Here is a 22313-nt window from a genome sequence, read left to right as displayed (position 1 = left end):
TTAGGGACTGGGAAGGAAGCTCTGTTGGCAGCACCGAGGAAGTACCCCGATGAGCTGCGGGAACGGGCGGTTCGGCTGTATCGACAGTCCGAGCCGCGGCCGTCGTTCAAGCGGCTGGCCGAACAGCTCAACGTGCACCCCGAGGCCCTGCGGAACTGGGTCCGTCAGGCCGAGGCCGATGCCGGCGAACGGCATGACCGCCCAAGCACTGACATGGTCGAGGAGAACCGGCGGCTGGCGGCCGAGAACGCTGAGCTGCGGCGGGTCAACGAGGTCCTGCGCGCGGCGAGTGCGTATTTCGCCAGCGAGATCGGCCCGACCCGGAGGTGGTCATGAGCTTCATCGACGCCCATGGCTTCCCGGCCGGTCTCGTACTGCGGGTCCTGGGCATCCCGGCCTCGACCTACTACGACTGGCGAGCCCGTCAGACCGCCCCGAGCCGGCGCGAGCTCGACGACGCCGGGCTGCTCGAGCAGATCGTCAAGGTGCGCAGCGTCAGCGAGTTCGCCGCCACCTACGGCTCGCCGCGGGTGTGGCTGGAGCTGCGTCGCCAGGGCGTGCGGGTCGGGCGTAAGCGCATCGAGCGGATCATGCGTGAGCACGGGTTGCAGGGTGCGCACCTGCGCCGGGGCTGGCGCCACGGCTCGACCCGGCAGGACCCGAACCACACCGCCGCCCCGGACCGGGTCGAGCGCGACTTCCGGGCCGACGTGCCGAACCGGCTCTGGGTGGCGGACCTGACGCGGCTGGTCACCGGGGAGGGCGTGTTGTGGCTGGCCAGCGTGCGCGACGCGTTCGCCAACCGGGTCGTCGGCTGGGCCACCGGTGAGCGGGCGACCACTGCGTTGGTGCTCGCCGCCCTGGATCATGCGCTGCGCTCTCGATCGGTGTGCTCCGGCGAGTTGATCTTCCATAGCGACAAGGGTGCCCAGTACACGGCGCTGCGGTTCACCCAGCGCCTGGTCGACGCCGGTGTCGCGCCCTCGACCGGGTCCACAGGCGACAGTTACGACTGCTCTCGCGGAGAACCTGTGGTCCACGCTCAAGGTCGAGCTCGTCTACTGGCCGGGCACGACGTTCGCCACCCGTGCCGAGGCAGAGCACGCCCTGCTGCGCTACATCGACGGCTGGTACAACCCCCGCCGGATCCAGGCCGGGCTCGGCGGGCTCTCACCCGACGAGTACGAGGACGCCTACCATCGCGCCCAGCGCGACGATCACAGATAACCCGGACTCCGCGAAACCGGGGGAACCTCAGGGGCGCCCTGCCCGCCCAAGGTGAAATGCTGCTCAACCTGGGGGCCGGGAGGACCGTCCGAGCGGTGATTCTGATCGTCGCCGAGTTCCGGTTCGACGGTCTCGAACTGGCCAACGGCGCGACGGGGCTGATGCTGATCTGGCTGCTCACGCCAAGGCTCGCCCCGCCACCCTGCCCTCTGCGCGATCTTCGGGTCGTTGTTCACCAACTCCCAGAACCTGGCATCTCTGCCATCTGTTTGCCAGTGGGGCAAGGCTGGCGCTGAGCGGCTTGGTACCGTGAGTTCCATGGCTTGCAGCATCTACGGGCGGGTTCGTAGCGCTCCCGGGGCGTCACACCGCTGATCACCGGCCGTCCGGCCGTGCACGTGTCGCCCCGATCGACGTAATCGTCCGATCGATGCGAAGCGCAGGTAATCATGCCCGCTGGGGCCAACCCGGGCCGCCGCCGCGATGTTGGCGGTCCCCATGAACTCGGTCAGAACTTCCTTGTCGATCCCCGCGTCGTCGACCGCCTCACCGGCTACGTGCCGCGGGATCCGTTGCCTGTGGTCGAGCTGGGCCCCGGCGACGGCGTGATCACCGACCGACTGGTCGCGGACCGTCCGAAGAACGTGACGGTCGTCGAGATCGACCCGCGCCGGGTGGAGCGACTACGCGGCCGGTTCCGAAATCGCGCCCACGTCGTGCGGGGCGACATGCTGTCCTACCGGCTCGACGCGCCGCACCACGTCGTCTCCAACGTCCCGTTCGGCATCACGTCGCCGCTAGTGCGTCACCTCCTCGGGCAGCGGGCTTGGCGGACTGCGGTGCTACTGCTGCAGTGGGAGGTGGCACGCAAGCGGGCCGCGGTCGGCGGCACTACGTTGCTCACCGCGAGTTGGTGGCCTTGGTATGAATTCGCACTCGGGGGCCGCGTACCGTCGGCGGCGTTTCGGCCACGGCCGAGTGTGGACGGCGGGATCCTGCTGCTGACCCGGCGCGCCACCGCGCTCGTGCCGTCCCGCGAGCGGGCCGCCTACCAGCGCCTCGTGACGGCGGCGTTCCGCGGAGACCGGCTCGTGCCTGCGGTGCGCGACGCGGTACCCGCGCCGCGGCGCTGGGCCGCGAACGAGGGCCTGCCTGACACGGTGCGGGCGCGAGACCTCACAGCGGAGCACTGGGTCTCACTGCACCGAGCGGCCGCGCCGCAGCGGCCAGGATCTAGGAGGTCAGGGAGGTCACGGCGGTGAACCATCGCTCGATCAGCTCGGGGGCCGGCCGCTCCCCCTTGGCGAACTCCCTGGCCAGCCCGAAGTAGACGGCGACGGCGACGTCGGGCCGGAGGTCCCCGACGTTGCCGTCGCCGAGGCGGGCAGCGAAGGCGTCACGCAGCCGGGTGCCGAGCATGTCGTATAGGTGGGCGAGGTGGCGCTCGATGGCGGGCCGCTCGCTGTACCTGCGGCGCAGGTCCTGACGGCGGCGGTCCAGCGGCGTGGACTCGTAGTCCATCAGCTTCGTGACGGCCCAGCGCAGTGCGGTCAGCACGTCGAGTTCGGCGGGAGCCTCGGTGACGAGCGTGGCGAGCCTGCCGGAGATGTCCTCGCTGAAGAGGGTCAGCTCCTTGTTGGGGAAGTAGCGGAAGAAGGTGCGTGGCGCCACGTCGGCCCGGCGGGCAATGTCGTCCACAGTAGTCGCGTCATAGCCCCTCTCCTCGAACAGCTCGACAGCGGCGCGCTGGATCGCGAGCCGGGTCTCGGCCTTGTTCTGCGCCCGGGAGCCGGTCTGCGCTGGCATGTCCCTACTCTCCTCGCCTGCCGGTCGTCGTCGAGTCCGCCGCTCGCCGGCGCGCCAACCGTTCGGTGTCGGTTCGACGAACGTTCATGCTCGCAAAAACTGGCAGTTCTGCCACTTTGTGAGCCTAGGGGCGTGCAGCGTCCGGCCATGCCCCCCAACTGGCGTCCCGTCTCCCTCCCAGGGAAGGAGGCGGGCCGACGGCATCGCGACGACCGACTCTATCGGGCCGCTGCGCTCTCGCTCGCGACCGACGACGAGCTGGCCGCGTGCCCCCGCAACCTCACCTGGTTCGACCTGCGCATCGACGAGGAACGGGCGCAGGACCGGGCCTTTTCGCTGCCGCATGGCTGGCGGATGGTGCACTTCCCGCTCGTCGGGACCGACGCAGCGTTCGACCGACGACAGGCCGTTGGCTTGGTGCGGGAGATCGCGGCGGGCCGGGCGACGTGGGGCAGTCTCTACTGCTCCGCGATCGCCACGGGGGCCGCCTCGTTCGCCACCGCGCTGCAGGCTCTTGCCGGGCTCCCGGGTCCGGTCGTCATCGCCTGCCAGGGCGGCCGTGACCGCACCGGCATGCTCATCGCACTCCTGCTGTCCCTGGTCGGCGCGTGCCGTGAGGAGGTCGTCGCCGACTACCTGTTGACCAATGTGGACGACATCGAAACCAGGCGCCGCCAGCCACTCGACGGGCTCACCGTCGAGCCCGACCTGACCTGCCGGGCGTCCGATATCGGGCAGATGCTTGATCTGCTCGAGGAGTTCGGCGGCGCGCACGCCTACTTGAGACGTGCACTCCCGGCCGCCCAGGTCACCGCGATCGTCCACGCTCTGCGTCCCCGAATTCTGGCCTGACCGGTAAAGGAATACCTCCGATGCTTCGTCGCCTCGTCCCGATCCTGATCGTGGTCGCCGCGCTGGCTGCCTGTGGCTCCCCCGTCGCCCCCACCAGCTCCGGTCCGTCCTCGGAGCCGCAGCCGGGTGGCACGATCACGATCGGGATCAACTCTGAGATCTCGACGCTCGACCCGCTCGCCAACCAGATCGCCGGCCAGGCGACGCTCGTCGTCGCGAATGCCGTGTACGAGCCGTTATTCATCGACGGCCCGGCCGGTGCGCTGGAGCCCCGTCTCGCTGAGTCGCTGACCAGCGACGACCTGCGTACCTGGACACTGGTTCTGCAGGAGGGACGGACATTCTCCGACGGTTCGCCGGTCACCGCGCAGGCCGTAGTCGCCCACGTCACACGCCTGGGCGCGCCGGAGTCGGAGTGCCAGTGCGCCGCGCTCGCCGGCGAGATCAGCGACATGGCCGTCGTCGACCCAGCGACCGTCACGTTCACGCTCGCCGAGCCGAACGCCGGTTTCCCGCGCTACTTCACCCGCCAGCTCGGGATGATTGCGAGCACGACTGCGAAGGCGGTCGACGGCAGCCCACTGGGTGCTGGGCCGTACCGGTTCGAGTCGGCCGCCGCAGGCTCCTCGCTCACGGTGACCCGCAGCAGCAACTACCAGGGCACCGCGCCACACGCCGACACGATTGTCTTCCAGTTCTTGCCGGACGCCGACTCTCGGTACCAGAGCCTCAGCTCCGGTGATGTGGATTTGGCCTGGATCGACACCCCGAACCTGATCGCACAGGCCGAGAGCGAGGGCCATTCCCTGGCCACGGCCAACGCCTCAACGACTACCGCCGTGCTCAACACGCAGACCGCGCCGTTCAACGACGTGCGTGTCCGGCAGGCCGTGCAGGCCGCCATCGACCGTGAGGCGCTGCTGGCCGTCGTCGATCAAGGACAGGGGGCCGTCGCGAACGGGCCCATCCTGTCCCGCTCCCCGTATGCCTCGGGCACGCAGTACCCGGCCTTCGACCCGGACCGCGCGCGGGCGCTGCTCGCCGAGGTCAGTCAGCCGATCTCATTCGCCTACACCACCGACTCGCGGCCGCAGTCGATCCAGCGGGCCACGGCGATCCAGCAGATGCTGGCGGATGTCGGCATCACGATGACGATTGACGTCGCCGACACCGCGACGTGGGGCACGAACCTGTACTCCGGTGACTTTGAGGCCATCGAGTTCGTCACGAGTGCCTACGCCGACACCGACGCCGCCATGGGGATCTTCGAGGCCGAGGCGAGCGGGAACTTCGGCAGCTACGTCAACCCCGAGGTTGGCGTGTTGATCGCACAAGGCCGCGGCACTGCCGACGAGGCCGAGCGGAAGCGGCTCTACGCCGACGCCGCGCAGCGCATCGTCGACGACGCGCCCGTGCTGTTCTTCACCGAGAGCCCGGTCGGATTCGCGGCCGACTCGTCCATCGGCGGAATGCCCGACCTTCACAACAGCAACGTCATCTCGCTGTTGCCCGGACGCCTGTGGACAACACAATGACGGCTATCGTGCCGAAGTTCGTGCGCGGCGTGGTCGTCCTGGTGCTGCTCGGCACACTGACGATGGCATTGCCGCTGCTGCTCACCGGCAACCCCGCGATCGCGGTGCTCGGGACCGAGGCGACCCCCGAGCAGCTCGCGGCCTTCACCGCGGCGCTCGACCTGGAGGCCTCGCCGCCCGAGCGGCTTGTGCACTGGCTCGGTCGGGCCTTCGGTGGCGACCTGGGCACGTCACTGGTCACCGGCCTCCCCGTCGCAGAGGAGATCGGGAGCAGGCTGCCGGTGACGCTCGAACTGTTGTTGTGCAGCCAAGTGCTGGCGCTGGCGATCACGCTACCGGTGGCGATGCGCTCGGCGTGGAAGTCGGGCGGGATCCTCGACCGGATCGCCACGTTGGTCACATTCGTTTTGATCTCGACGCCCGCGTTCGTGCTCGGGGTGGCGCTGATCCTGGCACTGGCGGTCGGGGCGACGGTGCTGCCTGCGACTGGGTGGGCTGATCCGAGCGATCCGGTCGCGCACCTGCGCCACCTGGTGCTCCCTGTGCTCACAATCGCGCTCACTGAGGCGGCCGTCCTGACCCGGGTGCTGCGTGCCGACCTGATCGCCACGCTCGGCACGCCCTACATCCTTGCGGCCCGATCCCGCGGGCTCTCCTCGTGGCGGCTGCTGGTGACCCGCGCGCTGCGGCCCTCGTCGCTCTCGACAGTCACGCTCGTCGGGCTGGGCCTCGGACTCGCATTCGGCGGTTCAGTGCTCGTCGAGACGATCTTCGCTGTGCCCGGGATGGGGCGCCTGGCCGCCAACGCAATCGCCGCCCGGGACTTCCCGGTCATCGAGGCAATCGTGCTGTTCTCCGGGACCACGGTGGTGCTGGTCGGGATTGTCGTCGATGCCGTGTACGGCGTGATCGATCCGAGGGCGCAGCATGTTCCGGCGCGCTGACCGCAGGCGGACGAGGCTCGTCCCGGTCCTGTGCTTCGCCGTGCTCGCGTTCGTCGTGGTCGGCGCAGCGCTGGCCCAGGTTCTGCCGCAGCTGGATCCTCTCCGCGCCGACTTTCGGGCACCGCTGCAGCCGCCGGGCCCCGAGCACTGGTTCGGCACCGACGCCACCGGCCGCGACGTCCTCGCCCGCACGCTGGCTGGCGGCGCGTCCTCGATCATCGTCGCCGCGTTGACAGTGGTTGTCGGCCTGGGGGTCGGCGGCGGGCTCGGCGTGCTCGCCGGATTCTCCCGCGGCTGGGTCGATTCCGGGATCGGAATTGTCCTCGACGTCGTGCTCGCGTTGCCCGGGCTGATCATGGTCATGATCGTGGTGACGCTCATCGGGCCGGGACAGGTCACGATCGGGGCGCTGATCGGCTTGACCATGGCGCCGGCGTTCGCGCGGGTCGCACGGTCCGCGACGCTGAGCGTGCGGGGACAGGATTTCGTGCACGCCGCGCGCATCATGGGCGCTCCGCCGCTGCGGATCGTGGCCAGCGAGGTCGTGCGCTGCGTGCTGCCCGCTGTGGCGGCGTACTCGTTCACGGCCGTCACGGTGGCGATCGTGGCCGAGGGATCGCTGAGCTTCCTCGGGTTCGGACTCGCCCCGCCGACGGCCTCGTGGGGCGGGCTAATCGCGGAGGGTCGCACACACATCGCGAGCGCCCCGTGGATCTGCCTCGCACCCGCCGCCGTGCTGTGCGCGACGGTGCTCGCGGTGAACGTGCTGGGAGAACGGTGGGGACGGACGCGATGAACAGTCCACTCTTGGAACTCGATGACGTCAGCGTGCGGTTCGACGCACCGACCGGCCCGGTGCACGTGCTCGAGTCTGTCTCGTTCGCGCTGGCCGAGGGGGAGAGCATCGGGCTGGTCGGGGAATCGGGCTCGGGCAAGTCGGTGCTCGCGCGCGCGGTCCTGGGCGTGCACTCGGGGCAGACCGCGCCGATCGTGACCGGGCGGATCCGACTGGACGGGCGGGACGTCACCGCCGAGACCGAGCGCAACCGGGCCGTGGCGATGGTTTTCCAGGACCCGTCGTCGTCGCTGAATCCCGTCGTGCGCATCGGCCGGCAGGTCCTAGAGGCGGTGCCTCGCGCCGAGCGTGGTTCCCGAGCCGCGCAGCGCGCCACCGCGACGGAGCTGCTGCGCGCGGTCGGGTTGCCCGACCCGAAGCGGCGCGCCCGCAGCTTCCCGGCCGAGCTCTCCGGCGGGCAGCGCCAGCGCGTCGGCATCGCAGCGGCTCTGGCGGGGCGCCCCCGCCTGCTTCTCGCCGACGAACCCACGACAGCGCTCGACGTGACCGTCCAACAGCTCGTACTCGACCTGATCGACGTGGAGCGGCGGAAACGAAACATGGCGTCGCTCCTGATCAGCCACGACCTCGGCCTGCTATCCGGGCGGACCGACCGGGTGGTCGTGATGTACGCGGGCCGCGTCGTCGAGGACGGACCCACCAAACAGGTCCTCGCAGCACCGCGGCACCCATACACGCGGGCCCTCCTGGCAGTGACCCCCCGCGTCTCGCAGCGGCGCCGCCCGCCATTGCCGCAGATCCCGGGCGGCCTGCCGGACCTGAGCAGTCCCCGAGTGGGCTGCCCGTTCGCCCCCCGCTGCATGTATGCACACACCGAGTGCGAGACCGAGCGTCCGCCGGTCATCCGGACGGGGCCTTCCCACCGGACAAGTTGCTGGGCGGCGACGGAGGTGCCGACGTGACACAGCGAGCAGATCTCGTGATCGACGAGCTCCAGGTGCGCTACCGCAACCGCGGTGGGTGGATCCCGGCAGTAAGGGACGTTTCATTCACAGTGCCGGCCGGGCGCACGGTGGGCCTGGTCGGAGAATCGGGTTCAGGAAAGAGCAGTCTGGCTAAGGCCGTCACCGGCCTGGTTCCCCCCGACGGAGGAACCATTACGTTCGCGGGCGCGCCGGTCCGGCACCGGCCCGGGCCCGACGGAATTCAGATGATCTTCCAGGACCCCGTCGCGTCGCTGCACCCGCACCGCGCCCTCATCGACCTCGTCGCGGATCCGCTCCGGTGGGCAGGTGTCGACCGGACCCACCGGCGGGAGCGGGCGGCCGCAGCGCTCGCCGACGTCGGAATGGACCCTGTGCACTTCGGCGGGCGCAAGCGGCACCAGATCAGCGGCGGCCAGGCCCAGCGGGTCGCGATTGCGCGGGCCACGCTTGCAGAACCGGCGTTGATCATCGCGGATGAGCCGGTCGCGAGCCTGGACGTTTCCGTCCAGGCGGGTGTGGTGAATCTCCTGCACCGTGCAGTCGACGATCGTGGCGCGTCGCTGCTGTTCATCTCGCACGACCTCAGCGTGGTCAGTGCGCTGTGCGACGAGGTTGTCGTGCTCTACCTCGGGCGGATTTGCGAGCACGGTCCGACCGAGTCGGTCATTGGCTCGCCCGCACATCCATACACCCGGGCGCTGCTCGACGCTGTGCCCGAGCCTGGCCGTGTGCTGGCGCCGTCCAAGCTGCGCGCCGCCGACCCGCCTTCGCCCTCCGACGCACCGTCCGGGTGCGCCTTCCATCCGCGGTGCCCCGATTCAGTCGCGGTGTGCCGGACAACCGTGCCGGTCACCCACGACCTCGCGGGAGTCACGGTGTCCTGTCATGCCGTCACACAGTGACTGCCGCTGATGCCGCGTTCTGGTCACCGGCCGAATCCGTCGACGACGAGATCGAAGCAACGAGCCCGGCCAAACCAATGCCGTCCGCCCGCGTCCTAGACATGTCCACAGAGGAAATTGGCAGGTCAGAAGGCTACGTGACGATCGAGATCGAGATAAAGTCGGCGTCGGCGAACCACGTTGCCGAGGACTGGTCGCCGCGCGGGTGATAGGTCTTGCGCTGCGTCCCGCCGGTCTCGTCGAGACCTTCGGCCAGCTCGGTCCACAGCTGCTCCTCGCCGTCGGCCGGGTGGTCCCCGCCGAGGGTCCAGGTGACGTTGTCGTAGGCGCCGAAGCGCTCGCCCAGGAACTCGCCATAGCCCCGCGCGCTGCCCTCATCGATGACCGACCCGGTCTGCTGGTCGCCCCACACCGGGTGGATCGCCAGGTACAGGCCACGCTCGGCGGCGGCGTCGATCGCGAACTCGACGTTGTCCCAGTACTCGTCGTTCTGCGCCGCCGCTTCCACCGTGTCGCCCGGCGAGTCGGCACCGGCCTGCGGGAACATCGCCACCGTCTGCACCACGTTGAAGCCCTGATCGGCGCGGACGTCGAGGTACTCGGTGATCTCGTCGGTACTGAGTTTGCCGAGCATCGCCCACGCGGTATCGGCCAGCCAGAAGAACGGCTCACCACCGGCGATGAGGAACCGCCCATCGACCTGCAGGTAGGGCAGGTCACCCGCGGAGTTGGATTCGTCCGCGGCGCGCACCACCCACCGCTCACTACTGGGGACGAGTAGGCCGATCCCGAGGCTCATCACCGCGCCGGCCGACACCACGGCTCGGACCAGACTGGCGCGGCTCATCCGCCGCTCCTCCTGTTAGGAATCTCAGACCGCGAGGTCGCTGATGTTCCCCGACCATCGGCGGCGTCGGCGGCGCTGCCCGCGCCGCGGGCGCCGGTCCCGCCCGCGGTCCCTTGCTCCCAGGGGCCGGTGATGGCAAAGAGGACACCTGGCTTCTGGATGCCGGCGAACAGCACCGTCCCGTCCGGGGAGAAGGTGGGGCCGGTGAACTCCGAGCCCATCTGGCTGCGCGCGATCGGGTAGGCGTCGCCGTCTGCGGTGACGCCGGCCAGGTGGTTATCGCCGTCACCGTCGGTGGAAACGATCAGGCCGCCGTAGGGGGCGGCGACGATGTTGTCCGGGGCCTCGACGGTTTCGCCGTCGGCCTCGGTCGCGAACGTGGTGGTCAGCCGCAGCGTGGACTGGCTGGGGTCGTAGAACCAGATCTGGCCGCGGTGCGAGTCGGCGTAGCTGCTGACCAGGTAGGCGCCGCCGTCGCTCCACCAAGCGCCCTCCAGTTTCGCCGCGCGGGTGATGCCCTGCGCCGAGCGCAGGGGCCCGGTCTCGGCGGTGCAATCTTCGACCGGGACCCACTCGACCGTGTAGACGGTGTCGACCTGCTCGGCTTGCTCGAGATCATCGACCAGTGATCCGTCGCCGTCGGTGCACGACATCGCGGCGAGCTCACCGTCGGGTGTCGGCGAGCTGTTTGAGTTCCCCGCTACGGCCCCGGAACCCCGACGGGGGCAGCCACCGGTACACGGTGCCGTTCGGGCCTTCGGCGTCCTCGGTGAGGTAGATGACCAGAGTGTCGGGGTCGATGCAGAGGGCTTCGTGGCGGAACCGGCCCAGCGGCGTGACCGGTTGCGGGTCCTGGTTCTCGTCCAGGTCGTGCGGGTCGACCTCGAACACCCAGCCGTGACTGTCGGCCTCGGTCTCCTCACAGGTCAGCCAGGTGCCCCACGGAGTGACCCCGCCGGCGCAGTTGGTGGAGGTCCCGGCGATCCCGACGGTCTCCCACAGCAACTCGCCCTCGGGGGTCGTCTTGATGACCGTGACACCGCCGCCGGCGTCGTCGCGATATACGAGTCCCTTCTGGTGCGGTACGGCGCCGTCGTCGTCGGTGCCGCCGCGGACTTCGTGGTTGAGCACGATCAGGACGTTGCCGTCGTCGGCGGCGAAGGCTGCGGCGCCGTCGTGGACCCCGGGGCTCGGGTCACCTTCGTAGGTGCTGGTCTGGCCGGCTTCGGTGACCACGCGGTAGGAGAAGCCCTCGGGCAGGGCGAGCATCCCGTCGGCGTCGTCGACCAGCGGCCCGTAACCGGTGACAGCCTGCGCGGCCGCGGCGCCCGCAACTGGGGCGGAGCGCAGCGCCTGCACCGACCCGAACAGGCTCACCCCGAGTCCGAGCTGCCCGGAGCGGCGTAGCAGCGTCCGACGGTTGATACCCACGGCGATATCCCTCCCTGAACTGGTTGTCGTTGATCGCGCGGTGCCACGCGGTCACATGGCCACCGCCGACTCCGCCGGCGCCCCGACCTGCGGTCGGTAGGTGGTGATGTGCCAGTCGGCGGCGTCGATCGCGGTGTCCGGGTCGGGGTATGCCCCGCACTCCCGCACCGCGGCGACCACCAGCAGCTCGGCCGGCGAGACACGGCGGTAGGCATAGACCCGGTCGTAGTAGCCCCCGTGCGGCGGGTAGCTGCGGATCGCGACCTGCCCGGTGGGGCGACCGATCTCGGCCTGCACCGCGCGGGGCAGGAGCTCGATCGAGGCGTCGGTCAACCGCACATCGCCGGGCCCGCCCACCGGACCGGTGGGCTGTTGTGGGCGGCGCCAGCGTTGCCCGGTCGGGGACGGCCCGGTGAGGGGGTGCGTGGTGAACCGCACCGTGCCGCCACCGCAGGCCCGGCGCAGCTGGGGGCGCCCGTCCGGGCCGGTACCGAGGCGCTCGAGGGCTTCGCGGGCGCGGACGATGAGCAGCGTGTCCCGGTCGATCCACCAGGCGTCGGTATCGCGCCAGTACCGCCCGCCCGCATCCCGCCGGGTGGTCGGGGTGTACGACGATGCGGCCAGCGGCGCGGTGGTGGCCCACCCAGCCGAGGCGAGTGCGTGGCGTGCCGGCTCGGGCAGCGCCTTCCACCCGAACGGCCGGTCGTGGTGCCAGTTAAGCCGCACCGGCGTGACCGGTGCGGCCGGCGGCCCGGATGCGGCTGCAGGACCCGGTGGGGTGGGGGTACGGCGGGCGAGGAATCCCATCAGCGCGTCTCCTTCACAGCACGGCGGGCACGGGTCGCCAGCACGGTCCAGACCACGGTGCGCACGCTCCAGCAGGCCAGTGCGACCGTCGCCAGCGCGCCGATCACGGTCGCCTCGACCGGCATCGTGTGCCGCGAGGCGGCGGCGATGTAGGCGACGCCGAGCGTGCCCAGCACCGTGACGACGGCGGCGAACCGGTGACGGGGCAGCGGCGCCAGCCGCCACACCCCCAGCAGAACCCGGGCGAGCGGCCGGCCGGTGTTGATCCGGCCGGTGGGCCACCCCGCGGGAACCTGCACGCCCGGGCCGGGCGCGGGTGCGGGTGCACGTGCGGGCGCCGGTGCCGGCGGCGGCGGCGGCGGGGCGTAGCCGTCGGCAGGTGCGTAGTCGGTGTAGGCGACGGGTTCGCTCGCCGGGACGTAGTCCTCGACCCTGCCCGGTTCCGCCGCCGGGTCCGGTGCCGGCGCGGTGGCGGTGGGTGGTGTGGCGCGGGAGGCGTCGTAGGCGGCACGCCGGACCGGGTCGGCCAGCACCGCGTAGGCGGCGGTGACGGCCCGAAACCGCCCAGCAGCAGCCGGGTCCGGGTTGCGGTCGGGGTGCAGCTGCAGCGCCAGGGCGCGATAGGCCCGACGCAGCTCGGCGGTGCTGGCATCGGTGCCCAGCCCGAGGGCGGCATAGAGGTCACGATCCGGCGTGGGAGCCATCGTCACAGGTCAGCACCTCCCACCGACAGAGAATCCGAGGCGGCGGGTCATGGCGTGGCCGCCGCGAGTGCCGCATCCGGGGCGGGCTGCCCAGCTGGTCCGGCGATGTGGCGGACGTGGGTGATCTGGTCGGCCCAGTCCGACAGGGGCTGGATGATGACTCCGGTCTGTTCGCTGTAGGCGTTGACCACCAGGCCCTGGCCGACGTAGATCCCGACGTGGCGCGGATTGCCTGGTGAGCCGAGCGATCCGGGGATGAACACCAGGTCGCCTGGGGCGATGGTGGCCGGGCTGGCGGGTGTGCCGGTGTTCTTCTGGCTGACGGTCCCGGCGGGGACCGGAACTCCGGCGGCGGCCCACGCGGCAGTCGTGAGCCCGGAGCAGTCGAACGCGTCGGGTCCCTTCGCCCCGTAGACGTAGGGCTTGCCGAGCTGGGCCAGGGCGTAGGTGACCGCGGCCCGCTGGGCGGGGTCGGCAGGCGGGGTGAACCCGGGCGGCAACGCCGTGGGGTCGATGTTCGACGGGGCCAGCGGCGCCCCGACCCCGCCCTGGTCCGGGCACGCGAACACCGATGAGGCCAGCTGCACGTTCGGCCCGCCGGGTGCGGTGGGGGCGGGGACGGGGTTGTCCGGGCCGACCCAGAACCGCTCGACCAGCGCCGCGGCGGGTTCTTCCTGGGGGGCGTAGCGGTCGGGGAACGCGGAGCGCTGCACGGCCTGGGCGGCCTGGCCGGGGGGCATGGTGGCCCAGCCGGGTAGTTCGACGAGCCGGTCGAGGAAGGTGTCGGTGGCCGCGGCCGGGTTGAGGATCTGCGCCGGTGCGCCCCAGCCCTGCGAGGGGCGTTGCTGATACAGGCCAAGCGAGTCGCGGTCGCCGTGGCCGACGTTGACCAGCTGCGACTCGACGATGGTCGTGGAGATCGCGATGACCGCGGCTCGGCGGGGCAGGCTGCGCTGCACGACGCGGTTGACGATGGTGGCGGCGTTTTCGGTCTGCTCGGCGTTCCAGTCGGTCCCGCCGATCGACTGCGACCCGCCGCCGAGCCCGCCGTCCCCGCCACAACCGCCGGCCAGGGGGCCGTCGGTGACGGCGGTGAACATCGCGATGCCCATGCTGGTCACCGCGACCAGGAACGTCATCACCACCGCCGCCGCGGCGACGGCGATGGTGCCCTTCTGCTGATCCACCGCTCAGCTCACTGGTGTGGCGTCGAGCCGTTGACACTCGCCACGCGAGCCTGCTCGGCGGGCTGCGGTGCCCCGGGCACCGACACCAGCCGCGGCCGGGATCGGCTACCCTGGCCGAGGGCTGTTTCCGCAGGCAGATCCGTCGCTCCGCGAAGGCCGGCGTTGGTGTCGAAGATCGACCGCTCGGTCGCCGACAGCACGGTCTGGATCTTCATGCCGGGGCTGTTCTCCATCTTCCACAGCGCCCGGCCGGGGCCCTCCATCGCCCAGCCGGTGATCACGGCCTGCTCGCGTTCGGACAGGCCGAGCTCGGTGGCGAGTTCGTCGCCGACCCGGGTGGACTGGCCGAGCAGGATCCGGGAGCTGCACAGGGCCAGGAGGTCCTTGGCGATCGAGACCTCTTGGGAGCCGGCGGCGCCGACGGAGAGCAGGTCGGAGGGTTTGTGCATGACCAGGAGCTGGATCTTGCGTTCGGCACGCGATAGTCGCAGGTCGGAGTCGACGGCCTGGACCGCGCGCAGCCCGAGGCGCATCTGGCGCCAGACCTCGTCGCGCACGACGATGCGCACGTCGCCGTCGTCCTGGAGGTCGGTGATCATCGACGACCAGGAGCCGAGGCAGGTCAGGGCGACCGCGATCGCCTGGTCCCCACGCGAGCGCAGCATTGACAGGTCCATCGATTGCACGGGCGCGTCCCAGTCGAGGTCGAAGTTGGTGGGCTCGTCGAACAGCCCGGCCAGGGGGCCGACGACCAGGTTCGATAGGGCGTCGGTGATCTGGCGGGTGTGGTCGACGAACTGGCGGTGGGAGGCGAAGCGGGTGGCCTGCCACAGATCCGGGTCGGGGTCGGCGAGCTGTGCCACGACCTGCGGGATCGTAATCGGACGCAGCTGCGAGTAGCCGTCGGCGGCGCCGACCAGGCGCCGCAGCACGGTGGAGATGACCAGTTCGTCGGTGACGGTCGGCGGGTAGCCCTGGGCTTCGGCCAGGGCGGTGAGCAGCCGGGTCCAGCGGGCCAGGATCCCGGTGAGCTCCTCGTTCTGGCGCTCGGCACTCCAGGTGTTCCAGCGGCCCCGTAGCGGGCCGAGGTCGAGGGCGTTGAGGCGGTGTGGGCTCCCGCGCCCGAGCGCGATCGGGGTGATCCCGAGCGAGCGCAGCAGCGGCGTGTACTCGCCCTTCACGTCGCCGGAGATCAGGGAGCGGACTCCGAAGAGCATCATCCGCAGCATCAGCGCCACGACCGTGGAGGACTTGCCGCGGCCGGGTTCGCCGAACACGACCAGGTTGGGGTTGGTGACCATGCCGCGCAGGACCCACTCGGTGGGGTGGACGTAGAAGGCGCCGCCGGACTGGGTGTCGTACCCGAGGCGGGCCCCGATCGCCGGGACGCCGTTGGCCGCGAGCAGCGGGAACAGGCCGCCCACCTCGGCGGTGGTGGCCTTGTAGACCGGTGCCCGGCGGGCGGCGTCCACCGCGGCCCAGCCCCGTCCGGGTTCACGCGGGCCCTGCCGGGGTGCGGCGGCCTGGTTGACCCGTTGCCGGCGACGGCGCCGACCGGTCTCCTGATCGACGTCGTCGACGTCGTGGTCGGGGACGGGTGTGCTGGTGGGGATGCCGTCGAGATCGGTGAACTGGCTGAGTAGCTCGCCGGTGTTGCGCGGTACGGCGCGGCGTCGGCGCTTGCCGAAGATGCTCATGAGTCGAAGGCCCTCTTCTCCCGGGGCAGCCCGATCCCGACCGGCAGGGCGGCGGCGACGAATGCGGAGTCCTGCGCGAGTTCGAGGCGCAGCAGGTGGAACCGGCCCGAGGCGTCGTTCTCCAGCCGGGCGGCGTGGTCCTCGACGTTCCAGTCGGCCGGGACGGTGATCGCCGAGGCGACGGTGAACCGGACGACGGCGTGCCCGGCGGCGACGGCGGCCTCCTGGTCGCGGGCGCCGCGCTGGCGGCGCGAGTCCACCGCGGTGGTGTTGAACCCGCGCTGGGCCTTCGCGTCGACCAGGACGTTGTTGCGGAACCGGTCGGATTTCACCACCCGGGCGCCGGCGGCGGCGGAGAGGATCTCGTAGTGGATCTGCAGGGTGCGTCGCTCGCCGGCGGTCCGCACGGCCAGCAGTGGGCCCAGCGACCCGAAGATCGTGCCCGACTCGGGCGGCTGCACGGCGTAGGCGACCGAGGAGTAGCCGTCGTGGTGATACGCCCTGGCTGCGGGGGTCGGCGCGAGGGCGGGCCCGGCCTGGGAGATCGGGAGCCCGACGGTGCCGTCGGGGTCCGGGCTGGTCAGGTGCCGGAATGACAGCCCGGCCGCGGCGGCGGGGTTGAACCCGGTCTTGACCGCCTCGGCGACTCCGGTCGAGGACAGCCAGGTCACCGACTGGACACCGAGCCCTCGCAGGCCGTCGGCGACGCCCTCGAGGAGCCGGTACAGGGCAAAGGCCCGCCCGGTGATGCCACCGCCGGCGGCCTTGGCCGGGCGCCGCAGCGCCTCCTCGGTGCCGGACACGGTCACGAACAGCTCCGTGCGCACGCTGACCGAGGCGACGTCGCGGTCGATCTCGGCGGTGACCTGGCGGGCCAGGGCGGGTGCGTCGGGGCGTTGGTGGCGGTCGCGCCAGACGGCGTACTCGGTGCCGTCGTCGGGCACGGTGCGCACCAGCAGCGAGACTCGGTCGACGACCTCGCGGTGGCCGAGTCCGACCAGCATCGATCCGAGGCGGGAGGCGAGGCGCTCGCACTCGTCGTCGGAGAGCATCCCGACCCCGGAGTGGGTCAGCTTCGCCGTGGCACCCCACCGGCCTTCGGTGGTGTCGTGGATCAGGCAGATCCGGGAGCCGTGGAACTCCGGTCCGTCGGGGAACTCCAGGCGGGCCAGGACGCCGGGTAGGTCGGGTTCGGTGCGGTCGCCGGCCAGGCCTGCGGCGGCGCGGGACTGCCAGGGGGACCAGCGCATGAGGACTCCTGTCTGGAACATGACCAGGTCGGCCAGCCACCTAAACGCCGGGCGGCCGTGGATCGGGACGAGGATCAGCACGGCGACGATCGCGGCGAACACCGCCCAGGACAGCGCGGCCGACCACTGGTTGCGCGACATCGCGATCAGCGCCGGGGCGCAGACTCCGATCAGCAGGAACGCCTGGACCGGTGTCATCCCGGCGATCCACCCGATGCCTTCGGTGTGGTTGAGCCCCCGATACACCCGCGGGCCGGGGGACTGGCTGGTGGTCATCGGGTGTCACCGCTCGTGGTAGTCGTCGTGACGACGACGACGGTGCTGGTCATCGGCGGCCGTCCTCTCGGTCGGTGTCGGGATGGGCCGGACGCTCGGGCTCGGGCGCCGGACCAGGTGACGGCGTAGTCGGGGTGTCGGGGGCCGGCGTGGTGGAGGCCCCGTCCGTGCCGGCGTTCGCCGGAGGGGGCTCAGGAGGGCGGGTTTCCGGCCCGGGGTCGGTGCCCGCTCCGGGATCCGGATGGCCGGCCTCGGGAGGTCCGGGATCCGGTGGCGGTTCGGGACCGGACCCGCCGCCGCTCGCGGTGTCGCCTGGCTCGACGGGCCCGCTGTCGCTGGTGGGGGGCTGCCCGGACCAGTCCGAGGTCGCGGTCGCCCCGCCGTAGGCGCCGCCGGCGGCCGAGCTGATCTGCCCGCTGCTAGCCCCGGACGCGGGTGCCGGGCCGGGGTGCCCGATACCGGTCTGGGCCATCTGCGAGGAGGCGTACCCGCCCGCGGCCTGGCCGGCCGCCTTGGTGGCCAGATAGCCCCCGACCGCCGCCGCGGCGACGGCGCCACCGGCGACCCCGGCGCCGGCCGCTGCACCGCCCGCCGCGGCACCGCCACCTGCCGCACCGCCACCAGCGGCACCACCGGCGGAGCCGCCAGCCGCGGCACCACCAGCACCCCCGCCGCCGGAGGCTGTGCCGGTCGCGGCGGTGCTGCCGCCGAGCTCGCCGCCAGCGGCGCTACCGCCGCCGGAGCTGCCGCTGCCGATGTCGTAGGCCTTCTGCGTCGCCCGCGCGTTATTGATCATCTCGCTGGTGCCGTTGTCCCCACCCGGCTCACCGCCACTGCGAGACCCGCCGCTCGAACGCACAGCCATCCCGGCGCCGGTGCCCGGGTCGACGAAAGCCAACAGCCGGTAGAGCACCATCGGGCAGAACAGGCTGATCAGCAGCACCGCCGTGCCGGCCAGCAGCCCGGCCACACCGTCGGTGCGGGACATGATGTTCACCCCGATCACCACGACCAGCGCGAGCGCGGGCTTGAGCAGCACCGCCGCCAGCAGCCAGCGCACGACCCGCCAGAACATCGATGCCGTGGAGTCGGAGATCAGGCAGGCTGCCGCGATCGGGATGGTCGCGATCAGCACCATGATCGCCGCGGCGCGGAAGATCATCGCCAGGGCGAAGCCGAGCGCGGCCGGGATGACCCCGAACAGGGCTGCGATCCCCAGGATCATCGACCGGACACCCTCCTCGACATCCTCGCCGAGGTCCGGGTTGTCGCCGAAGCGGTCGGCGACCGCGGGGTTGTCCAGGATCGCGGTGAAGCTGCCCTGCTCGCCCAGGTTGCTCAAGAACAGCGTGGTCAGCCCGTCGGCGCCGGTAAGCAGGGCCGCGACCGCGCCGGTGGTCACCGCCAGGGCGATGCCGAACTGGGCCGGGCCGGTGACCGCGCGGAACATGCCCCCTCCGCCGCGCACCGCGACGGTGGCCAGCTGGTAGAAGAACAGACCCAGCGCGATGAGCGCGGCCAGCCAGATCATCGTCGACCACAACGAACCCAGATCCACCGCGCTCTGCGCCCCCTCCGGCGGTGCCGGTGGCGCCGGGGCGCCGGGGATGGCGTCCGGGTTGTCGGCGTCGTTGCCGGTCAGGTCGCCCGGCGTGACCTGCGAGACCCTGTCGGCGAGATCGAAGCCGCCCTTGAGCAGCCAGATCGCTGAATCCCACACCGCTTGCATCGCGGAGCTGAACGCCGACTCCGCGATGGATCCGGCGAAGTCGCCGACCAGGCCGCCACCGCCACCGCCATCTCCACCGCCTCCATCCCCGCCAGGCGGGGCGGGGTCCTGAGCAGGCAGGTACCAGCTGGTCGTGATGAGGCCGGTCATCGGAGGATGTCCCGGTAGCCGACTGCGACGGCTTCGTCGCTGCCCGGCCAGGTAGCCGGGGCGACCCATGCGCGCGGCCCCGACGCGACCAGCCATTGATCGCCGACGCGGCGCATCGGCAGGCAGTTGCCCAACCCGCCGGTGGCCACGCGGCCCTTGTAGTCGGTGACCAGCTCGCCGAGCACACACGCCACGACGTAGCTGCCGTCGTCGGTGCTGCCCTTGACCAGCGCCGAGGTGGGATCCCAGGTGATCCTCGCCCGGGTTGCGCCGGTCCTGGGCATGTTCGCCGCCCGCCGGAAGGCAACCAGGTCCTGCGAGGCCGGGGTCTGGGCGGCGGGCGCGGCACCCGGCTCGGCCATCGAGTCGTAGGCCTGTGCCCAGACCTGCGGATCGGCGCCGGTGAACCCAACCCGGGTCAGCTCGACCACCTGAGCGATCGCGCCCTGCTCGGTGTCCGGGAACCCAGTGGGCACCAGCACCCCGCTCACCTGTTGGGGGGCGGGCAGCGTGATCGGAGGGCCCGCGCTGCGCATCGACAAGGTATGCGGCAACGCGGCCTGGTCAGGGACATCGAGCATGGGCGCACGCGCCAGGGCAGCCTCAGCCTCCGGGCCGCTCCCACCGCCGGTACTGCCGCCGGCCCCAGGGCCGGTCGGGGCCGGCGGGCTCTGATAGGTGGAACTGGGCTCGTCCTCGCCGAACATGCTGGTCAGTGACACGACCACACCGACCAGCAGCGCCAGCACCAGTACTACCGCCCCAGTGATGATCAGCAGTGCGCGACGTCGCCCGTCGCGGCCGCCGCCTGCCGGAGCCCGGTCGGTGTTCATCGAGCGCGCCATCAGGCCGCGGTCGCCGCGAACTGGCTGACCAGGGTGTAGCCGAGGCCGAACAACAGGGCCAGGGCAAGGCTGCCGACGATCAGCCGCGCACCGAGACGTCCGGAGCCGTGGTGATCCCACAGCCGGCCCGCGGTCGCGGCGACGATCCCGCCGAAGAACAGCCCGAGGATGCAGACCCCGGCGATCCAGCGCAGGTAGCCGACGACACGCTCGATCGCGGGCGCGCCGGGCGGGGCCTCGGCTCCCGGGTTCGGGATGTCCTGAGCGGGCAGCAGGTGAATCTGGGTGAGCAGCGTGTCGGCGAGCAGGTGGGGGATGGACATCAGCGGTGCCTCCGCGGGCGAGTGGGGTTCGGCAGGTGACGGGGTGGTCAGCGACGTCGTGGGGACGTGACCAGGCCCCATGAGGCGAGCAGCGGACGGAGGGCGTCGACGGCGCGGTCGGGGCTGGGATCGTCGGTGACTCCGGCGATCTCCCAGCTGCGTTCGTGGGGGACGAACAACGCCTCATCGATCAGGGCAGCGACCCGCGGTCCGGCCGCGCCGGCGACCCCGGCGGGCCACTTGCGGGCTCCGTTGACCACCAGCTGATAGACCGGGGTCGCCACCCCGCGCTGCACCCACGGCTCCAACCGGGCGAGGAGCTGCTCGGCCTGACGCAGCGACGGCCGGGTCGCGCGCACGACCAGGATCGGGCGCTGGGACGGCAGCCCCCGGCGCAGCCAGCCCCCGGCCCCGTAGACGGGGGTCGCGGCTGCGCGCCAGCCGCCGTGCCCGAGATCGACCACAGTGGTGTGCAGCGGGTCCGGTGCCGGATCCGGCAGCCAGTCCGGCGGGATCGGCACCATCCCCGGAGTGATCGCCGGCAGCTGGGTCTCCAGGCGCGCCACCAACGCGTCCTCACGCCAGCTGTAGCGCACCGAGACCTGGGGGTTGACCGGACGGACCCACGGCCCTTCCTGCGACGGGGCACACGCCAGGCCGGAGCGGGCGGGATCGTCGGCGTCGACGAGCAGCGCACACCGTTGATCGAGCTGCAGAGCATCGGTGATTGCCGCGGCGACACAGGACGCGCCGGCCCCGGCGGAGCCGGCCAGCACCGGGACCAGGGCGCCGAACGCGGCCCACGACACCGGGCGGGTGTCGGGAAACTCGGTACGCGCACGCTCCTGCGCCGCCTCGGCAGCGGCACCGAGCTCGGCGGCAGTGTCGACGGGGTCAGGGCCGGGCCCGCCGGCGGCCGCGGCCGCGGAGGCGACATCCACGATGGCCTCGTTGTCGACCGAGCTCAGATGAGGGGCGCGCGAGCGCGCCGCGGCGCCGAGCCGATGGTTGAGCTCGAACGGGCTGCGCGGCACCCGGGCCGGGCCAGCTCGGTTCTGTTCGGCGGTGGTCATCAGCTGCCTCCTCGTGGGGCGATCTGGGCAGACATCGGGTCGGTGTCCGGGCGCGGCGCAGTGGTGGCCAGCGCGGCGGTGTCGGCGGCGTCGTAGATCCGCTTGGCCGCCGGGCCGAAGCGGGGGGAGACCAGGTGGGTGTCGTCGCCGCCGGAGACCACGCCGACGACCTGACCCCGGCCGCTGTCGGCCTCGGGCCCGGCCAGCCAGGGCCCACCGGAGGCGCCCTGGGTCATGTCGCAGTCCAGGGAGCGGATCTCGCCCGGCTGCGGGCTCTCGGGGCGGGTGAACGCCTCCACCGCCCCGGTGCCGACGCAGCCGCGCAGGGACTGGCCGTCGTAGCTGCCCAGCGCGGGGTAGCCCAGCGCGGCGACCTCGACCTGGGGCGGGGTGGAGAACGAGATGCCCTGGGCGCCGAGGACCTGCTCGGGCAGCACGCCGTCGCGGGGCAGCACCGACACGAACGCCAGGTCGACGTCGGCGGCGACGTCCTCGATCGGGGAGTTCGCCTCGGTCCAGGCCGGCGCGACGTAGGCGGTGTCGACCGCCCAGCGTCCGTAGGGCTCCTCACCGGCGGCGTAGCCGGGGATGAACGTCGCCCCGTCGACGCGCCAGCCGCCGTCGAGCCACACGCAGTGCGCGGCGGTGGCCAGCAGGCGGCGGGACTGGGAGGCGACCACGGAGGCCGAGCACTGGTGGCGGCCGCCGTCGACGACCAGCACCCCGACCGACGAGGCCGACAGGCCACCCACGACGGGCCCGGCCTGCCCGCGCACCGGCGGTTGAGCCATCGGGGACCTCGGGTCGGCCGACCCCCACGGCACGACCGACCCGAGCCCCACCACCCGACCCCCTTGCGGGGCGCCGGAGGACCACAGCACGATCGTCAGGGCCACGGTCATCACCGCGGCCACCGACACCGTGCTCCACCTGCGGATACGCATCG

The 22313-nt window shown here is 71.8% G+C and carries 23 protein-coding genes; 9 read left to right on the top strand and 14 right to left on the bottom strand.

Features of this window, described 5'->3' with window-relative positions; genetic code table 11:
• Positions 1 to 24: 24 nt before the first annotated feature.
• The 3 genes from JOF36_RS36110 to JOF36_RS36100 all read left to right on the top strand — a co-directional run bounded on the left by JOF36_RS36110 (position 25) and on the right by JOF36_RS36100 (position 2489).
• Positions 25 to 336 (top strand): transposase, encoded by a 312-nt coding sequence (locus JOF36_RS36110; RefSeq protein ID WP_210026741.1) that lies wholly within the window; start codon positions 25 to 27, stop codon positions 334 to 336.
• Positions 333 to 1523, top strand: coding sequence for an IS3 family transposase (locus tag JOF36_RS41650; RefSeq protein ID WP_210036743.1), 1191 nt, complete (start codon positions 333 to 335; stop codon positions 1521 to 1523). The genes JOF36_RS36110 and JOF36_RS41650 overlap by 4 nt, the downstream gene beginning before the upstream one ends.
• A 153-nt stretch (positions 1524 to 1676) precedes the next feature.
• Positions 1677 to 2489 (top strand): ribosomal RNA small subunit methyltransferase A, encoded by an 813-nt coding sequence (locus JOF36_RS36100; protein ID WP_210036742.1) that lies wholly within the window; start codon positions 1677 to 1679, stop codon positions 2487 to 2489.
• On the opposite strand, the gene JOF36_RS36095 is transcribed toward JOF36_RS36100, so the two are convergent.
• Complete coding sequence (locus JOF36_RS36095; protein WP_210036741.1) at positions 2461 to 3033, bottom strand: TetR/AcrR family transcriptional regulator; 573 nt, start codon at positions 3031 to 3033, stop codon at positions 2461 to 2463. The two genes, JOF36_RS36100 and JOF36_RS36095, sit on opposite strands and share 29 nt — an antisense overlap.
• Positions 3034 to 3165: 132 nt before the next feature.
• Here JOF36_RS36095 and JOF36_RS36090 point away from each other — a divergent pair, with 132 nt between their 5' ends.
• Genes JOF36_RS36090 through JOF36_RS36065 form a run of 6 tightly spaced genes read left to right on the top strand, consistent with a single transcriptional unit; the run spans position 3166 to position 9048 of the window.
• Complete coding sequence (locus tag JOF36_RS36090) at positions 3166 to 3885, top strand: tyrosine-protein phosphatase (RefSeq protein WP_210036740.1); 720 nt, start codon at positions 3166 to 3168, stop codon at positions 3883 to 3885.
• Positions 3886 to 3935: 50 nt separating this feature from the next.
• Complete coding sequence (locus tag JOF36_RS36085; RefSeq protein WP_210036739.1) at positions 3936 to 5420, top strand: ABC transporter substrate-binding protein; 1485 nt, start codon at positions 3936 to 3938, stop codon at positions 5418 to 5420.
• Positions 5417 to 6364 (top strand): ABC transporter permease, encoded by a 948-nt coding sequence (locus tag JOF36_RS36080; protein WP_210036738.1) that lies wholly within the window; start codon positions 5417 to 5419, stop codon positions 6362 to 6364. Before JOF36_RS36085 ends, JOF36_RS36080 begins: the two co-directional genes overlap by 4 nt.
• Entirely contained in the window at positions 6348 to 7160 is an 813-nt protein-coding gene (locus JOF36_RS36075) for an ABC transporter permease (RefSeq protein WP_210036737.1), read from the top strand. Before JOF36_RS36080 ends, JOF36_RS36075 begins: the two co-directional genes overlap by 17 nt.
• Positions 7157 to 8122 carry an ABC transporter ATP-binding protein gene (locus JOF36_RS36070; protein WP_210036736.1) on the top strand — a complete coding sequence of 322 codons (966 nt, stop codon included), beginning with the start codon at positions 7157 to 7159 and terminating at the stop codon, positions 8120 to 8122. The genes JOF36_RS36075 and JOF36_RS36070 overlap by 4 nt, the downstream gene beginning before the upstream one ends.
• Before the next feature lie 17 nt (positions 8123 to 8139).
• Entirely contained in the window at positions 8140 to 9048 is a 909-nt protein-coding gene (locus JOF36_RS36065; protein ID WP_210036735.1) for an ABC transporter ATP-binding protein, read from the top strand.
• Between the two features lie 133 nt (positions 9049 to 9181).
• Here the strand turns inward: JOF36_RS36065 and JOF36_RS36060 are convergent, their stop codons facing one another.
• The 13 genes from JOF36_RS36060 to JOF36_RS36005 form a co-directional block, all read right to left on the bottom strand.
• Positions 9182 to 9895: an apiosidase-like domain-containing protein gene (locus tag JOF36_RS36060; RefSeq protein WP_210036734.1), complete on the bottom strand. Its 714-nt coding sequence runs from the start codon at positions 9893 to 9895 to the stop codon at positions 9182 to 9184.
• Entirely contained in the window at positions 9892 to 10548 is a 657-nt protein-coding gene (locus tag JOF36_RS40530; RefSeq protein WP_281072842.1) for an alkaline phosphatase PhoX, read from the bottom strand. Before JOF36_RS40530 ends, JOF36_RS36060 begins: the two co-directional genes overlap by 4 nt.
• Before the next feature lie 10 nt (positions 10549 to 10558).
• Positions 10559 to 11326 carry an alkaline phosphatase PhoX gene (locus tag JOF36_RS40525; RefSeq protein WP_307862800.1) on the bottom strand — a complete coding sequence of 256 codons (768 nt, stop codon included), beginning with the start codon at positions 11324 to 11326 and terminating at the stop codon, positions 10559 to 10561.
• A 51-nt stretch (positions 11327 to 11377) separates the two neighbouring features.
• A complete protein-coding gene (locus JOF36_RS36050; RefSeq protein ID WP_210036733.1) occupies positions 11378 to 12133 on the bottom strand; it encodes a hypothetical protein in 756 nt (251 codons plus the stop codon).
• Complete coding sequence (locus tag JOF36_RS36045) at positions 12133 to 12837, bottom strand: J domain-containing protein (protein WP_210036754.1); 705 nt, start codon at positions 12835 to 12837, stop codon at positions 12133 to 12135. Before JOF36_RS36045 ends, JOF36_RS36050 begins: the two co-directional genes overlap by 1 nt.
• Positions 12838 to 12884: 47 nt before the next feature.
• The gene (locus tag JOF36_RS36040; protein WP_210036732.1) at positions 12885 to 14024 is read right to left on the bottom strand and encodes a C40 family peptidase; all 1140 of its coding nucleotides are present in this window, start codon (positions 14022 to 14024) and stop codon (positions 12885 to 12887) included.
• Positions 14025 to 14032: 8 nt separating this feature from the next.
• Entirely contained in the window at positions 14033 to 15721 is a 1689-nt protein-coding gene (locus JOF36_RS36035; RefSeq protein ID WP_245353204.1) for a putative type IV secretion/conjugal transfer ATPase, read from the bottom strand.
• A complete protein-coding gene (locus JOF36_RS36030) occupies positions 15718 to 17247 on the bottom strand; it encodes an SCO6880 family protein (RefSeq protein WP_210036731.1) in 1530 nt (509 codons plus the stop codon). The genes JOF36_RS36035 and JOF36_RS36030 overlap by 4 nt, the downstream gene beginning before the upstream one ends.
• Positions 17248 to 17296: 49 nt before the next feature.
• Positions 17297 to 19126: a TrbL/VirB6 family protein gene (locus tag JOF36_RS36025; protein ID WP_210036730.1), complete on the bottom strand. Its 1830-nt coding sequence runs from the start codon at positions 19124 to 19126 to the stop codon at positions 17297 to 17299.
• The gene (locus JOF36_RS36020; RefSeq protein WP_210036729.1) at positions 19123 to 19875 is read right to left on the bottom strand and encodes a hypothetical protein; all 753 of its coding nucleotides are present in this window, start codon (positions 19873 to 19875) and stop codon (positions 19123 to 19125) included. Before JOF36_RS36020 ends, JOF36_RS36025 begins: the two co-directional genes overlap by 4 nt.
• A 95-nt stretch (positions 19876 to 19970) precedes the next feature.
• Complete coding sequence (locus JOF36_RS36015; protein ID WP_085916407.1) at positions 19971 to 20294, bottom strand: hypothetical protein; 324 nt, start codon at positions 20292 to 20294, stop codon at positions 19971 to 19973.
• 47 nt (positions 20295 to 20341) lie between these two features.
• A complete protein-coding gene (locus tag JOF36_RS36010; RefSeq protein ID WP_210036728.1) occupies positions 20342 to 21367 on the bottom strand; it encodes a hypothetical protein in 1026 nt (341 codons plus the stop codon).
• Positions 21367 to 22311 carry a trypsin-like serine peptidase gene (locus JOF36_RS36005; RefSeq protein ID WP_210036727.1) on the bottom strand — a complete coding sequence of 315 codons (945 nt, stop codon included), beginning with the start codon at positions 22309 to 22311 and terminating at the stop codon, positions 21367 to 21369. Before JOF36_RS36005 ends, JOF36_RS36010 begins: the two co-directional genes overlap by 1 nt.
• Between the last annotated feature and the right edge of the window lie 2 nt (positions 22312 to 22313).

The sequence above is a fragment of the Pseudonocardia parietis genome, assembly GCF_017876315.1.
Classification (GTDB): Bacteria; Actinomycetota; Actinomycetes; order Mycobacteriales; family Pseudonocardiaceae; genus Pseudonocardia; species Pseudonocardia parietis.
Note: the sequence above shows the minus strand (reverse complement) of the source record. Positions and strands in the feature narration are given on the sequence as shown.

Excerpts from the sequence above, each read along its gene's own strand:
- JOF36_RS36100 (WP_210036742.1), top strand. The coding sequence starts at position 1,677 with ATGCCCGCTGGGGCCAACCCGGGCCGCCGCCGCGATGTTGGCGGTCCC.
- JOF36_RS36015 (WP_085916407.1), bottom strand. The coding sequence starts at position 20,294 with ATGTCCATCCCCCACCTGCTCGCCGACACGCTGCTCACCCAGATTCAC.
- JOF36_RS36050 (WP_210036733.1), bottom strand. The coding sequence starts at position 12,133 with ATGGGATTCCTCGCCCGCCGTACCCCCACCCCACCGGGTCCTGCAGCC.
- JOF36_RS36005 (WP_210036727.1), bottom strand. The coding sequence starts at position 22,311 with ATGCGTATCCGCAGGTGGAGCACGGTGTCGGTGGCCGCGGTGATGACC.
- JOF36_RS36060 (WP_210036734.1), bottom strand. The coding sequence starts at position 9,895 with ATGAGCCGCGCCAGTCTGGTCCGAGCCGTGGTGTCGGCCGGCGCGGTG.
- JOF36_RS36035 (WP_245353204.1), bottom strand. The coding sequence starts at position 15,721 with ATGAGCATCTTCGGCAAGCGCCGACGCCGCGCCGTACCGCGCAACACC.
- JOF36_RS36030 (WP_210036731.1), bottom strand. The coding sequence starts at position 17,247 with ATGACCACCAGCCAGTCCCCCGGCCCGCGGGTGTATCGGGGGCTCAAC.
- JOF36_RS40530 (WP_281072842.1), bottom strand. The coding sequence starts at position 10,548 with ATGTCGTGCACCGACGGCGACGGATCACTGGTCGATGATCTCGAGCAA.
- JOF36_RS41650 (WP_210036743.1), top strand. The coding sequence starts at position 333 with ATGAGCTTCATCGACGCCCATGGCTTCCCGGCCGGTCTCGTACTGCGG.
- JOF36_RS36080 (WP_210036738.1), top strand. The coding sequence starts at position 5,417 with ATGACGGCTATCGTGCCGAAGTTCGTGCGCGGCGTGGTCGTCCTGGTG.
- JOF36_RS36095 (WP_210036741.1), bottom strand. The coding sequence starts at position 3,033 with ATGCCAGCGCAGACCGGCTCCCGGGCGCAGAACAAGGCCGAGACCCGG.
- JOF36_RS36070 (WP_210036736.1), top strand. The coding sequence starts at position 7,157 with ATGAACAGTCCACTCTTGGAACTCGATGACGTCAGCGTGCGGTTCGAC.
- JOF36_RS36010 (WP_210036728.1), bottom strand. The coding sequence starts at position 21,367 with ATGACCACCGCCGAACAGAACCGAGCTGGCCCGGCCCGGGTGCCGCGC.
- JOF36_RS36045 (WP_210036754.1), bottom strand. The coding sequence starts at position 12,837 with ATGGCTCCCACGCCGGATCGTGACCTCTATGCCGCCCTCGGGCTGGGC.
- JOF36_RS36025 (WP_210036730.1), bottom strand. The coding sequence starts at position 19,126 with ATGACCGGCCTCATCACGACCAGCTGGTACCTGCCTGCTCAGGACCCC.
- JOF36_RS36075 (WP_210036737.1), top strand. The coding sequence starts at position 6,348 with ATGTTCCGGCGCGCTGACCGCAGGCGGACGAGGCTCGTCCCGGTCCTG.